The following is a 13,400-nucleotide window of genomic DNA, read 5'->3' as shown; positions in this document are numbered from 1 at the left end:
TGGCTCTACCTCGGCGGGGCGGTGGCCTCGATCGCGGTGCGGAGGCCGTCGGCGGTGACGCGGCCGCGGTAGCGGACGCCGTTGACGAACAGGGTCGGGGTGCCCTGGACTCCCAGGGTGAGGGCGTCGGCGTAGTCGCGCTGCACGGGGGCGGCGTACTGCTGGGCGGCGTCCCCCACGACCGAGGCGCCGTCGAGGCCGAGCTCCTCGGCCCGGTCGGCGAGGCCGGCCTCGCCGAGCTGGTCCTGGTGCTCGAACAGCACGGCCTGCATCTCCCAGAACCGGCCCTGCGCCGCAGCGGCCTCGACCGCGAGCGCCGCGGAGAGCGCGTGCGGGTGGATCTCGAAGAGCGGGAAGTGCCGGAACACGAGGCGCACCTCGCCGCCCGACGACTCGACGACCTGCCGCAGCACGGGCGCGGCGGCGGCGCAGTACGGGCACTCCAGGTCGCCGAACTCGACGATCGTCACGGGCGCGTCCGGGTCGCCGAGCACGTGCGCGTCGGCGGGGACGAGCTGCTCGGCCGGGACGGGTGCTGCGGTCTGCTCGCTCACGCCGCCCAGCATGGCACGGGGCGGGCGCGTCGCACCCGGCGAGCGGACGGCGTCGTCCCCGCACCCCGGGCAGGCGCGGCGGTGCGTCCACGTCCGGGCCGTCGCCGGGCACCGATCGCCCGTCGACCGTGCGTGTCCGGTCGTTCCGTCACGCGAGGACGAGCGGCCGGTCCTCCCGGGCGCCGCCGGGGACCGGCTCGACCAGGCGGTCCAGGCCGGGCCCGGCGCTCTCGCGCCACCACGTGACGTTCCGGGCGTGGCGGGCGTACTCGGAGTCGGGGTCCGCCGTGAGGTACGCCGCGGTCTGGGCGAGGTACACGGCGTCGACGGTGTCGGGCGGCGTGGGCACGCCGGCGAGCACGCGTCGGTCGCCGCGGAAGCGCGGGCGCGGGTGCAGGCGCTTGAGGAGGTTGAGGGCACCGAACAGCAGGCCGGGGCGGAACCGGCACACGAACTCGTCCTCGTGGTGGAGCTGGGCGAACAGCCGGTCCTCGTCGAACGTGAGCCCGCGCGCGATCGCCTCGCCGACCATCCACAGGAGCGCGGTGTCGGAGAGCGCGCGGGCGCGGGCCCCGCCGCCGACGTCGCTGTGCCCGCCGGGGAACCACACCTGCTTGACCCGGGCCGCCATGGAGACGGGGACGTCCCACAGGCACGGCTCGAACGTGATGCGGCGGTCGTCGATCGCGAGGGCCTGCCGGGCGCACTCGACGTCGGTCGACAGGCGCAGGTCGTGGAACCGGCTGCGCCGGCGCGACAGCCCGGGGACCCCGAGCGCGCCGACGGTGTCGAAGACCCCGAGGAACGCGACGGGGACGTGGTCGTGGCAGTGCTGGGCGCGGAAGGCCGCGGCCTGCTCCGCCCGCTGGGCGGCGTCGCGCACGCGGTAGATCCGTTCGGCGTCGCACAGGTGGTCGCGCGCGAGGGAGTCCTGGGTGAGCAGCCCGACGGTCGCGACCATGCCGACGACGCTGCGGGCGGTGTACGCGCCGCGGCTGAACCCGAACACGTAGATCTCGTCGCCGGGCTCGTAGTTGAGCGCGAGATGGCGGTAGCCGGCGACGACGTTGCGCGTCAGCCCGTACCCGAACGCCCCGCCGAGCAGGCGGTCGACGAGGTAGCCCTGCGCCCCGACCCCCTCGACGGAGAACACCATCTGCTGGACGCCGTCCGGTCCGATGCCGGTGCGGACCGAGCGCGCGATCTTCTCGATGTTCGACACGCTCGCGTTCACCGGCGAGTTCCACGTGCCGTCGCAGCACAGCACCAGCCGCTTCATGGCCCCTCCCCACCTCGCCCCGGCACCGTCGCCGGGGACACCATCTGGGGAGGGTCCGGCGGGGATCGTGATACTTCGGTGAGCGTGTCCCCGCACACCCGGCGAACGGTCCGGGGGCACCCGCGGGGTGGCGTAGGTTCTGGCGGTGTGACCGTCACGAGCACCCCACCCTCCACCGGCCCCTCGGGCTACCCGACCGGGCGGGAGCGGCGGCACGCCCGGGGGACGGGCCGGCGCCGCGGCGTGTGGGTCGCGGTCGTCGTGACGCTGGCGCTCCTCCTCGGTGCCGCCGGCGGCGGGCTGGTCTGGTACCGGGGGTCGACCTACGACGACCTGGCCGCGCAGGCCACCACGGCGCAGACCCTGCTCACGACGTCCGACGGCAAGGTCGCCGACCCCGCGGTCCGGGACGCCCTCGCGGTCGAGGTCGACGACGCGCGCGCCCTGCTCGGGGCGTCGTTCGTCGACCGGATGACGACCGGCACGACGGGCGCGACCGCGTCCCTGGAGCAGGCGTCGCAGGCCGTGCACGCCTCGATGCTGGACCACGCGCGGGCCCAGGTCGAGGCGGCCCGCACGAGCCTCGCGCCCGTCCAGGAGCAGGGCGAGAAGATCTACGCCGCCACGGAGGGCCTGGGCGCCGACGAGGCGGTGCGCGCCCGGCTCCGGGAGGCGCTCGACGCGGCCGCGGCGACGGCGGAGACCGCCGGGGCGGGTGCGGCCGCCGACGACCTCGCCGCCCTGGAGCAGGCCGTGCTCGACCTGGAGGCCGACCTGGCGTCCGTCGCCACGTCGACCGAGGAGATGTCGACCGCGCAGGACGCCGTCTCCTGCCCCGCGCCGGACCAGGTGTGGGACCCCGACGGCGGACGTGTGCCCGACTCCGCCCTGGCCGCGATCCCGTGGTCGCCGTCGGACCGCGTGCGGGCCGACGTGCTCGACGGCCTCGTCGCGCTCGACGCGGCGTACCTCGAGCGGTTCGGCGTGCACCTGACGATCAACTCCTCCTACCGCACGTACGAGGAGCAGGCGGGCCTCTACGACCCGTCGTCGCCGATCGCCGCGCCGCCCGGCTGCTCCAACCACGGTCTGGGGTTCGCCGTCGACCTGGGCGGCGGCGTCCAGGCGTTCGGCACGCCTCAGTACGAGTGGCTCAAGCAGAACGCCGAGGCCTTCGGCTGGACGCACCCCGACTTCGCCGAGCCGGACGGCCGCGTGCCCGAGCCGTGGCACTGGGAGTCGGTGCTGGCCCGCGCGGACTCCTGAGCGGTCGCCCGACCCCGCGCCCGCGTCGGTCCGCGCCCCGCGCGACGGCGTCACCCCTCGCGCGCGTCGACGTCGACCCGGGTGACGTGCCCCGGCGTCGGGCCGTCGCGCAGCCACGCCACGAGCCGGTCGACGGCGTCCCGCGGCCCGGTGGCGACGACCTCCACCGTGCCGTCGGGACGGTTCGTCGCCGCCCCGTCGAGGCCCAGCACGGTGAGCCGCTCGCGCGTCGCCCAGCGGAACCCGACGCCCTGCACGCGCCCGTGCACGACGGCTCGCAGGGCGACCGGCGCGTCGGGTGCCGCCGTCACAGGTGCACGTGCGCCGGGACGCCCGTCGACGACTCGATGTCGGACTCGGCGTCGTCCAGCAGCCGGTCCGCGAGCCGCCGCAGCGCGCGCCCGACGGCGATCTCGTCGCCGATGAGCGGGACGTCCAGGTCGTGCGGGTCCCGCCGCGCGCGCCCGACCGTCCGCACGTGACCGGGCACCTCCGCGACCAGCACGGCCTCCGCCGTCGTGCGACCTTCCGACTCGACGACGCTCACCTGCACGCGCCACACCTTGGTCGAGCCGGCCCCGCTCCCGGCCTCCGCGCCGGGCACGTGCTCGACGTAGCTGTCCGACCCCGGGTAGACGAGCGTGCGCTCCCCCGTATCGGTCCACTCGACGAGGTACGGGGGCGACCCGTCCTCGTGCCGCAGCTCGACCACCACCCCGTCGCGCACCGCTCCGCCGACGACCCCCGAGGCGGTCACGATCCTGTCCCCGACCGATGCCCTCATGGCTCCTCCTCGTGCCGCACCGCTCTTCCATCATGCGACCGCGGTGGGACCCCTGCACCCCCGGGGAGCCGGACGTCAGCCGCCGAGCTGGGCCCGCAGCGCGTCGGGGTCCGACGCCGGGAGCCGGCACACGAAGTCGGCGCACAGGTACGCGCCCGGTCCGCGGCCGGCGAGCAGCCCGACGCCGTCGACGGCGAGCGCCGCGGCGTCGCCGGGCGTCGCGCCGAGGAGCAGCGCGCCCGGGTGGTACCAGTCCCGCGCGACCTGCCGGTACGCCTCGCGGAGGTCCGGGTCCGCGACGAGCACGAGCTGGTGGGGCGGCTCGGCGAGCCCGACGGCGACGCGCAGCACCCCGGCCGCGCCGAGCGGGTGCTCGCTCGCCGTCGGCGACGCGGCGACGTGCGCGCGGGCGGCGTCCCGGTAGCGCGGCTCGCCCGTCGCGAGGTGGGCGAGCAGCGCGGCCCGCGCGGCCGCCGTCGTGCCCGACGGTACCGCGCCCTCCGACGCGTCCGCGGCGGCGCCCGCCGCGAGCCCGAGGCCGGTGAGCACGGGGTCGGTGCCCTGCGGGGCCCGCAGCTCGCCGTCGGCGCCGAGGGTCGCGTCGACGAGGCGCACGGCCTCGCGCACGTACCGGGCCTCTCCCGTCAGGCCGCCGAGGACGAGGAGCGCGGTCGCGAGCGCGCCGTGGTCCTCGAGCGTCGCGACGGCGCGCGACGCGACGCCCCCCTCCGAGGCCCGCACGAGCGTCCCGTCGGACCGCACGTGCGTCGCGAGGAGCCGGTCGGCGGCGGCGCGCGCCGCGTCGGTGAGGTCGGGCAGGTCGAGGTGGTGGCCGGCGCGCGCGAGCGCCTCGATCGCGAGACCGTTCCAGCCGGTGAGCACCTTGGTGTCGAGCCGGGGCGGCTCGTGACGCGCCCGCTCGGCGGGCGGGAGCAGGTAGTAGCCACCCTCGACGCGCTCGCCGTCGACGACGGACTCGGAGTCCTGCGCGCTCGCGAACGCGCCGTCGGCGAGGCGCAGCACGCGCAGCAGGAAGCGCCCGACGTCGGCCGCGACCCGCGCGGCGCCCTCGCCCGGGTCCGGCGTCCCGGGAGCGGGCGCGGGCGTGCGGAGCGGGCCGTCCACCGGCCCGGTGCGCCGGAGCACGGCGAGCGTCGTCGCGGCCGAGAGGAGCTGGGCGTTGTCGTAGAGCATCCGCTCGTAGTGCGGCTCCGACCAGTCGGGCCGGGTCGCGTACCGGAAGAACCCGCCGTCGACGTCGCGCAGCGGGCTCGACGCCATGGCATCGAGCGTGCGGCCGGCGAGGACGAGGGCGCGCCGCGCGACCTCGGGGTCCACGACGGACGACGCCGCCAGGTCGAGCAGGAGCTCGAGCGTCGGCGCGACGGGGAACTTCGGCGCGCCGCCGAACCCGCCGTGCACGCGGTCCTCCGCGGCCTCGAGCCGGTCGACGACCGTCCGCGCATGGTCGGCGAGCCGACCGACCGGTCCGTCGTCGGCACCGGAGGGTGCGCCGGGCTCCCCCGGAGCGGCGACCGTCGTCGCCGCGGCGCGCGGCACCCCCGTCCGCCGCCCCGCGGCCGCGTCCCGGAGCGCGGCGCGGATCGTCTCCCCCGTCTCGACGGCCTGGTCGCGCCGCAGCTCCCACGCCTGCGCGACGGCGTCGAGCACGTCCCGGAACGCGGGCCGCCCCGCCACGGGGACCGGCGGCCAGTAGGTGCCCGCGTAGAACGGGGCGCCGTCCGGCGTCGTGAACACGGTGAGCGGCCAGCCGAGGTCCGACGTGAACGCGCTCGCGGCGGCGAGGAGGCTCGCGTCGACGTCGGGGTGCTCCTCCCGGTCGACCTTCACCGCCACGAAGCCGCGCGCGAGCCGGGCGCCGACCGCGGGGTCGGAGAAGCTCTCGCGCGCCATGACGTGGCACCAGTGGCACGTCGCGTACCCGACCGACACCATGACCGGCACGTCGCGGCGCCGCGCCTCCTCGAACGCCTCGGCGCCCCACGGGTACCAGTCGACGGGGTTGTCGGCGTGCTGACGCAGGTACGGGCTCACGGCGTCGGCGAGGCGGTTGACCATGCGTCCCAGCCTGCCAGGTGGCGGCGCCGCGGCGAGCGGAGTCCAGAACGGGTTTGTCTGCTACGTCCAGGACGTGCGCGCTTGTAACGTTGCGCCCATGCCCGGCCCCGAGCAGTCCGTCCTCCCGGCGGCGACCGACGACGACACCCACCCGAGCCCGCCGTCGCCCGCGCCGCTGCCCCGGCGACCCGTCCGGCAGGTGCCGGCGAGCGGTGACCGCCGGGGCCCGTTCACCCTCGGCGAGGTGCTCGGGCACGGCGGGTTCGCGCACGTCTACCGTGCCACGGACGCGGGCGGCGCGGAGGTGGCCGTGAAGGTGCTCACGGGCCTGCAGGAGGGCTCGCGCGAGCGCTTCACGCAGGAGGCGCGCCTGCTGGAGGCCGTGGGCGGACGCGGCTTCCCCGCGTTCGTGCGCTCGGGTCTGGACGACGACCAGCCGTGGTTCGCCATGGAGCTGGTACCGGGCACCACGCTGCGCGAGCAGGTCCGCGCGTCGGGCCCGCTGGACGGGCGGCAGGCGCTGCGGCTGGCCTCGCAGGTCGCGGAGGCGCTGCTCGTGCTGCAGGAGCAGCACTGCGTGCACCGCGACCTGAAGCCCGCCAACATCATGGTCGACGGCGACCGCGCCGTCCTCATCGACCTCGGCATCGCCAAGCTGTTCGACACCGCGACGTCCACCCAGCCCGTCGGGACGCTCGCGTACATGGCGCCGGAGCTGTTCGCCCGGCGCGTGCACCCCCGCTCGGACGTCTACGCGCTCGGGCTGCTGCTGATCTTCGCGAGCACGGGCGTCGTGCCGGCCGACCTGAACTTCCTCGGCCGCGACCTCGAGGCCGAGGACCTCGTGCGCGAGGTGCCGGACGACCTCGTCGGGGTGCCGGCGGGGGCGGAGCTCGCCCCGTCCCCGGCCGAGCTGCCCGAGATCGACCCCCACCTGCAGGACCTGATCCTGTCGATGACGCGGTACCAGCCGAACCACCGTCCCGCGCTCGAGAGCGTCGCCGCGGTGCTCCGCGCCCGTCTCGCCGGGCAGGTCGCCGACGACACCCTGCTCCTCACGCAGCGGATCGTGGCGGACGGCGCCACCGCGGCCGAGCGGGCGCTCGGCCCCGTCGCCGGGCTGTCCGCGGCGACCGGAGCACCCGTCCGGCCCGGCCCGCCCGCGGAGGACGCGCCGACCGGGACCGACGCCGTCGTGGGTCGGGCCCGGGAGTCGTGGCACGCCCTCGTGTACGACGCCACGCTCATGAGCGTGCTCGCCGAGGTGCACGGTGACGGGTTCGACGGCGCGGCCTCGGAGGTCATCGCCGACCACGTGGCGAGCATCGGGGCGCACGTCGCCGACGGGCGGACCCCCGCCGAGCTCAAGGACTGGCTCTGGCAGGCGATGCAGTGGCAGGCCGCCACCCCTCCTGCCGGGCACCCGGACACCCTGCGCGGGTGGCGGGCGTACCGTCGCCCGCCGCACGTGACGCCGGCCCGGCCCGCGCCCGTGGTCCGCGTCGCCCGGCTGCGCACCGACGAGCCCGACGGCGTCCCGGCGCGCGGCGCGGCGGGCGGCGCGGCGGGCGGCGCGGCGGGCGGACGTGCCTGGCCGGTAGCCGTCCGGCGGGTCTCCACGCTGGGCCGACCGCCGTCGGGGGCTGCCCCCGCGGAGCCTGCGCCCGCGGCCGTCGCGGGGACCCGGGTGATGGACTCCCCCGACCTCGTCGCCACGCAGGTCGGGCGCCCGGTCCCGCCGTCGGTCCCGCCGCGCCGGAGCCCGGTCCAGCACCTGGGTCCCACACCGCGGTCGGCTCGGCCGCGCATCACGGGCGCGGCCGTCACGAGCGCCCCGGCCCCGCAGCCTTCCGTCGCGCAACAGACCGCTCCCGCGTTCCCCGCGTCGCCGCAGCAGCCCGCGGCACCGACGGCCGGGGCGTCGTCACGCTCCCGAGCGTCGTCGCGGTCGGCAGCGTCCTCGCGGTCCGCGGCGTCGTCGCCCGTGGACCGGTCCCCGATCGGGGGCGCGCTCCTGCGCGCGCTGCCGCGCCTGCTCGCAGTCCTGGCCGTGCTGCGCACGCTGTGGCTCGTGCCCGACGGCGCTGCCCGGCAGAGCGAGCCGTTCATCCCGCTGCCGCCGCAGCTCCTGGAGACCCTGCGCGTCTCGGTCGACCTGGCCCCGCTCGTCGACGGCCCCGTGCTCGCCCTGGCGGCGCTCGCGGTGGCCGTGGTGCTGCGCGTCGCCGGGCGGCGGACGTTCGTCTGGCCGTATGCGCTCCTCGCGTCCGCGTCCGTCGTCGCCACGGCGGTGCTCGTCCTGCGCGGCTGAGCAGCCGTCGCGAGACGGCCGGTACCAGGCGGCCGTCGGGCCACCCTCGGGCCGCCGTCTGGCCGCCGTCTGGCCGCCGTCAGGCCAGCGTCGGCCTGGCGTCAGGCCAGCGTCGGGCTGGCGTCGGGCGGCACCGCGCGGTGCCGCCCGACCGTGCCCGTCAGAGCGGACCGAGCACGTCGTCGCGCGACGCCACGAGGTCGAGCGCGGCGAGGACGCCGCCGAGCGCGCGCTCCTCGTACCGGAAGTGCGACTCCATGATCGCGCCCACGCCGTCGAGGTGACGCCCGACGGCGTCGCGCGACGCCTCGGGGTCCGTCGTCCGGTCGAGCGCGTGCTCGAGGTCGGCGACGAGGTACGCGATCATCCCGTGGTCCTGGCGCAGGCGCCGCAGCACGTCGGCCAGGTCGGGATGGCGACGCTCCAGCTCGGGGAAGAGCACGGCGTCCTCGGCGGTGTGGTGCCGGGTGAGCGCGGTGCAGAACCCCCAGCACCACACGAGCAGGTCCGTGGCGGGTGCCGGGTCGTGCCCGGCACCCTGCGCCCCGCCGTCCCGTGCCGGGCGGTCGTGCGCTGCGACCCTCGTCCCGGCGCCGGGTCGTGCCCCAGAGGGCGGGTCTGCTCCGGGTCGCCGAGAGCCGGGCGGTTCGTCCGCCTCGGCTACCGCCTCGCGCACCAGCGCCAACGCGCGCCGCAGCCGCCCGTGCACCGTCTGCATCTCGTCGTACCAGGCCACGAGCCTGGTCTTCTCGCCCTCACTCACCGGTGAGGAACGAGGAAAGGGTCCGTGCCGTCACGGCTCCCCCTTCCGGGTTCGACGCCTCCATGCCTGACGTGGTCCGCCACCAGCACGCGACGCTGCGCGCGACCCTACCAGCCGCCCGCAGGGTCGCCCTGCCCCGGGCGCACTGGTCGACGAGAACGACACCACGCGCCGTCGAACACGACCTGAAGGCCGCGAAGACGCTCAGAACGACCCTCATGTCGTGTTCGGCGGCCCCGGGGGGGGGACGGGTCACGCGTGGAGGCGGCGGAGAAATGTGCGGGTGCGCTCGCGCTGCGGGTCGCCGAGCACCTGATCCGGGGTGCCGCGCTCGTGGACGCGGCCCTCGTGGAGGAAGCAGACCTCGTCGGCGACGCGGCGGGCGAAGCCCATCTCGTGCGTCGCGACGAGCATCGTGCGCCCCTCCCCCCGCAGCTCGGCGAGGAGGTCGAGCACCTCGCCGACGAGCTCGGGGTCGAGCGCCGAGGTCACCTCGTCGAGCAGGAGGAGCTCCGGCCCGTTGACGAGGGCGCGCGCGATCGCGGCCCGCTGCTGCTCGCCGCCCGAGAGCTGGTCGGGGTACGCCCTCACCTTGTGCCCCAGGCCGACCCGGCCCAGCATCTCGACGGCCGCCGCCTCCGCCTCCGCGCGCGCCCGCCGGTGGACGAGGCGCGGCGCGAGCGTCACGTTGTCGAGCACCGTGAGGTGCGGGAAGAGGTTGTAGGCCTGGAAGACCATGCCCATGCGCGCCCGGACCCGGTTGGCGTCGAGGCGCGGGTCCGCGACGTCCTCGCCGTCGAGCAGGATCTGGCCGTCATCGACCTCGTCGAGGAGGTTGACCACGCGCAGGAGCGTGGACTTGCCCGAGCCGGAGGACCCCACCAGCACGACGCACCGGTGCGCGTCGACGTCGAGGTCGATGCCGTCGAGCACCGCACGCCGCCCGCCCGGGACGCCCGCGGCGGGGAAGGTCTTGCGGACCCCGCGCAGCGACAGCAGGTGGTCCGGGCCCGCGTCCTGGCCGGTCGCGCCGGGCGGCCGGACGGACGCGCTCATCGGATGTCCCCCGCCCCGCTCACGGTCGCGAGCGACCGGCCCCAGCCGCGGCGCGCCTGGTAGGCGTCGACCGCCCGCGTCAGCGGGAACGACACGAGGAAGAACAGGATCCCCGCCACGACGTACGGCGTGAAGTTGTAGCTCCCCGTCGTCGCGATCTGCGCCGCGCGGATCGCGTCGACCGCGCCGAGCACCGAGATGAGGCCCGAGTCCTTCTGGAGCGAGACGAGGTTGTTCGCGAGCGGCGCGGTGACGTTGCGCACGGCCTGCGGCAGCACGACGCGGCGGGTCGTCTGCGCGCGGGTGAGGCCGAGCGAGCGCGCGGCCGCGACCTGCGACGGGTGCACCGACTCGATGCCCGCGCGGAACACCTCGGCGAGGTAGGCGGTGTAGGTGAGGACGATCGCGAGCGCCCCGAGGAACGCGCCCGACGTCGGCAGCCACTCCAGGCGCAGCGCGGGCAGCCCGAAGCCCACGAGCAGCAGGACGAGCAGGAGCGGCACCCCGCGGAACAGGTCGACGTAGCCGATCGCGAACGCGCGCAGCGGGAAGAGCGCAGGGATGCGGCTCGTGCGCGCGATCGCCAGCCCGAGCCCCAGCAGCGTGCCGACGACGCCCGCGACGACCCACACGCGCAGGTTGAGCCACAGCCCCTCGAGGATCGCGGGCAGCGACTCCCACGCCATCGCTGGGTCGAAGAACGCGGTCCGCGCGCGCTCCCAGCCGGGCGCGTTGACGACGACGAGCACGACCGCCGCGACGACGAGCACCGTGCTCGCGAGCGCCACGAGGAGCGAGCGGCGGCGCTGGGCGCGCCGGAACGCCGCGCGGTCGAGCGCGAGCGGCGACGGCGTCCACGCGACCCCCGGGCCGCCGTCGGGCGTCCCGGCCCGCCCGGGCGGGCGCGCGTCGTCGGGCACGGTCACGGCCGGGTCACTCGAGGACGGGGATGTCGTCCGACTTGAGCCACGTCGTGCGCAGCTCGGCGAGCGTGCCGTCGGCCTCGAGCTCGTCCACGGCCTGGGTCACGCAGTCGGTCAGCGCGGAGTCGAGGTCGAGCACGAGCCCGTACTGCTCGACGACGCCCTGGTCCGGCAGCGTGCCGATGACCACGGAGTCCGGGAAGTACTCGGTCGAGGCCGCGACGCCCTGGTCGACGTCCATGACCATCGCGTCGATCGTGCCGGACTGGAGCGCCTGCATGCCGTCGCCCGCCGCGTTGTACGGCGAGATGTCCGCGTCCTCGCCCCACGCGGCCTCCGCGAGCGTGAGGCTCGTCTGCGCGGCCGTCACGCCGATGCGCGCGCCGTCGAGCTCGGCGAGCGTCGTCGCGCCCGCGTAGGGGCCGTCCTCCATGACGATGACGCCCTGGCGCGTCGTGAGGTACGGGCTGGAGAAGTCGACGGCCTGCTTGCGCTCGTCGGTGATCGACGTCTGGTAGGCGGCGACGTCGAACGGCTTCACGGCCGGGCTGATGATCTGCTCGAACGTCACGGTCTCCCAGACGACGTCGTCGGCCGCGTAGCCGAGGCGGTCCGCGACCGCGTAGATGAGCGCCGACTCGAAGCCCTCGCCCGAGTCGTGCTCGCCGATGTACCACGGCGCGTACGCCTCGCCCGCGCCGACGGTCAGCACGCCGTCGGTGAGCGTCGGGAGCGCGCCGGGCTCGCACTGCGCGGCGTCGCCCGAGGCGCTGCCGCTCGGGCTCGCGGCGTCGCCGCCGTCGGAGCCTCCCGAGGAACAGGCCGTCAGCGTGAGCGCGGCGACCGCCGTGACGGCGGTGAGGACGGCGGGACGGGGACGCAGACGGCGCATGGTGACCTTCCGGGTGTCGGGCGCCCGCGGGAGTGGTGGGCGCCGGCCACTGACGATAACGCCGGGCCGTGGGCCGTGGCTTCCCTCGGCCGCTCCGCGGCGGGGTGGGTCGCGTCACAGGCGACGTGGCGTCGGCGCGGACCGCGGCACGACGGACCGACCCGCGCGCACGACGAAGGCCCTCGATCATCAGATCGAGGGCCTTCGCCTTCTGAGTAGCGGGGGCAGGATTTGAACCTGCGACCTCTGGGTTATGAGCCCAGCGAGCTACCGAGCTGCTCCACCCCGCGTCGGTGATCACTACTCTACGTGAGGTTCCGGACCAGGCCAAATCGGGTGGACGAGACGTGGGTCACGCCAGGACCTCGACTCCGAACGCGAACTCCCGCACGTCCCCCGGCTCCAGCCGGACGTCCGCCGCGCAGTCGGGGCGGTTGAACGCGTCGGTCAGGGTCTCGACGGGCTCGACCGCGACGGCGGCCCGCTCGCGGCGCGCCAGGCCGTCGCCCGTGTAGACGTGGACGAGCCCGCGGTCCTGCCACACGGCGAGCCCCTGTCCCGTCGCGGGGTCGCGCACGAGGGTCCGCGCGCGGCCGTCGGCGTCGGTGCGCAGGCCGCCGAACGCGTGGTCGAGCCGCACGCCGGCGAGCGGCAGCGGTCCGACGCCGTCGATCGCGCCGAACGCGTCCGCCCCCGCGAGCGGGAGCAGCCCGGCGTCGGTCACGACGGCGCGGCGCGCCGGGACCGTGAGCTCGAGCCGGTCGATCGTGTCGTGGCCCGGGACGCGCAGGTACGGGTGCCACCCCAGGGCGACGGGCGCGGCCGTCGCGCCGACGTTGCGGGCCCGCAGCGCGACGCCCAGCGAGCCCACGTCGAGCACGTACTCGACCTCGAGGGCGAGCGCGAAGGGGTACCCCGCGTGCGCGTCACGGGCGACGGACGCGCGGAGCACGACCGAGACCGGCCGTGCCGGGTCCCCGTCTGCGGGCTGCGCGGGGTCCTCGCCCCGGTCGACGACCGTCCAGTCGAGCGTGCGGGCGAACCCGTGCATGGTGAGGGGCTCCCACGGCAGGACGGGGGGCACGCGGTGCCGGACGCCGTCGAACACGTACTCCCCGCCGGAGAGGCGGTTGACGAACGGCGCCATGAGCGCGGACCGTGCCGCGTCGTGCGCGGCGACCTCCGTCTCGTCGGCGTACCCGTCGACGAGGTCCTCCACCTGCGCGGTCCCGTCGGCCCCGCGCCACGGTGCGCGCCACGCGAGCACGGCGGCACCGCGCAGCGCCACGACGAGCTCGGCCCCGGACGGGTGGTGCAGGCGCGCCGCGGGGACGGCCGGGGTCGTGTCGCTCGCGACGCTGAAAGCGTTGCTGCAAACCGTTGCAGATGTCACGAGGAGCGATCCTCCCGGTCGGCGCAGGAAATGACAACTCCGGCACGACGACGGGCGGGCCGGGACCCCCGAGAGGTGTCCCGACCCGCCCGTCGTGCGA

Annotated in this window: 12 protein-coding genes and 1 tRNA gene; 2 read left to right on the top strand and 11 right to left on the bottom strand. The window is 76.3% G+C overall.

Annotated elements, in window-relative coordinates; genetic code table 11:
* Positions 1-5 precede the first annotated feature (5 nt).
* Positions 6-554 (bottom strand): DsbA family protein, encoded by a 549-nt coding sequence (locus tag ACTJIY_RS11780; protein WP_440674479.1) that lies wholly within the window; start codon positions 552-554, stop codon positions 6-8.
* Positions 555-702: 148 nt separating this feature from the next.
* Positions 703-1,833, bottom strand: a complete 1,131-nt coding sequence (locus tag ACTJIY_RS11775) for a DUF2235 domain-containing protein (RefSeq protein ID WP_440674478.1) — start codon at positions 1,831-1,833, stop codon at positions 703-705.
* A gap of 147 nt (positions 1,834-1,980) precedes the next feature.
* Here ACTJIY_RS11775 and ACTJIY_RS11770 point away from each other — a divergent pair, with 147 nt between their 5' ends.
* On the top strand, positions 1,981-3,099 hold the full coding sequence (locus tag ACTJIY_RS11770; RefSeq protein ID WP_440674477.1) for a M15 family metallopeptidase: 1,119 nt from the start codon (positions 1,981-1,983) through the stop codon (positions 3,097-3,099).
* Positions 3,100-3,149: 50 nt separating this feature from the next.
* On the opposite strand, the gene ACTJIY_RS11765 is transcribed toward ACTJIY_RS11770, so the two are convergent.
* The 3 genes from ACTJIY_RS11765 to ACTJIY_RS11755 form a co-directional block, all read right to left on the bottom strand.
* A complete protein-coding gene (locus tag ACTJIY_RS11765) occupies positions 3,150-3,410 on the bottom strand; it encodes an acylphosphatase (RefSeq protein ID WP_440674475.1) in 261 nt (86 codons plus the stop codon).
* Positions 3,407-3,883, bottom strand: coding sequence for a dsRBD fold-containing protein (locus ACTJIY_RS11760; RefSeq protein WP_253050958.1), 477 nt, complete (start codon positions 3,881-3,883; stop codon positions 3,407-3,409). Before ACTJIY_RS11760 ends, ACTJIY_RS11765 begins: the two co-directional genes overlap by 4 nt.
* 75 nt (positions 3,884-3,958) lie before the next feature.
* Positions 3,959-5,962, bottom strand: a complete 2,004-nt coding sequence (locus ACTJIY_RS11755; RefSeq protein ID WP_440674473.1) for a thioredoxin domain-containing protein — start codon at positions 5,960-5,962, stop codon at positions 3,959-3,961.
* 97 nt (positions 5,963-6,059) lie between these two features.
* Between ACTJIY_RS11755 and ACTJIY_RS11750 the strand changes: the two genes are divergently transcribed.
* Positions 6,060-8,273 (top strand): serine/threonine-protein kinase, encoded by a 2,214-nt coding sequence (locus ACTJIY_RS11750; protein WP_440674472.1) that lies wholly within the window; start codon positions 6,060-6,062, stop codon positions 8,271-8,273.
* A gap of 160 nt (positions 8,274-8,433) precedes the next feature.
* On the opposite strand, the gene ACTJIY_RS11745 is transcribed toward ACTJIY_RS11750, so the two are convergent.
* The 6 genes from ACTJIY_RS11745 to ACTJIY_RS11720 form a co-directional block, all read right to left on the bottom strand.
* Entirely contained in the window at positions 8,434-9,009 is a 576-nt protein-coding gene (locus ACTJIY_RS11745) for a hemerythrin domain-containing protein (RefSeq protein WP_440674471.1), read from the bottom strand.
* 279 nt (positions 9,010-9,288) lie between these two features.
* Entirely contained in the window at positions 9,289-10,092 is an 804-nt protein-coding gene (locus tag ACTJIY_RS11740) for an amino acid ABC transporter ATP-binding protein (RefSeq protein WP_440674470.1), read from the bottom strand.
* A complete protein-coding gene (locus ACTJIY_RS11735; protein WP_353707907.1) occupies positions 10,089-11,018 on the bottom strand; it encodes an amino acid ABC transporter permease in 930 nt (309 codons plus the stop codon). Before ACTJIY_RS11735 ends, ACTJIY_RS11740 begins: the two co-directional genes overlap by 4 nt.
* 7 nt (positions 11,019-11,025) lie before the next feature.
* A complete protein-coding gene (locus ACTJIY_RS11730) occupies positions 11,026-11,907 on the bottom strand; it encodes an ABC transporter substrate-binding protein (protein WP_253050952.1) in 882 nt (293 codons plus the stop codon).
* Positions 11,908-12,123: 216 nt separating this feature from the next.
* Positions 12,124-12,197, bottom strand: a tRNA-Met gene (locus tag ACTJIY_RS11725).
* 62 nt (positions 12,198-12,259) lie between these two features.
* Positions 12,260-13,300, bottom strand: coding sequence for an aldose 1-epimerase (locus ACTJIY_RS11720; protein ID WP_440674469.1), 1,041 nt, complete (start codon positions 13,298-13,300; stop codon positions 12,260-12,262).
* Positions 13,301-13,400: the final 100 nt, after the last annotated feature.

It is taken from the genome of Cellulosimicrobium sp. 22598 (assembly GCF_052044445.1).
In the GTDB taxonomy this organism is placed as follows: Bacteria; Actinomycetota; Actinomycetes; order Actinomycetales; family Cellulomonadaceae; genus Cellulosimicrobium; species Cellulosimicrobium cellulans_G.
This window is presented reverse-complemented; position numbering and strand designations above follow the sequence as displayed.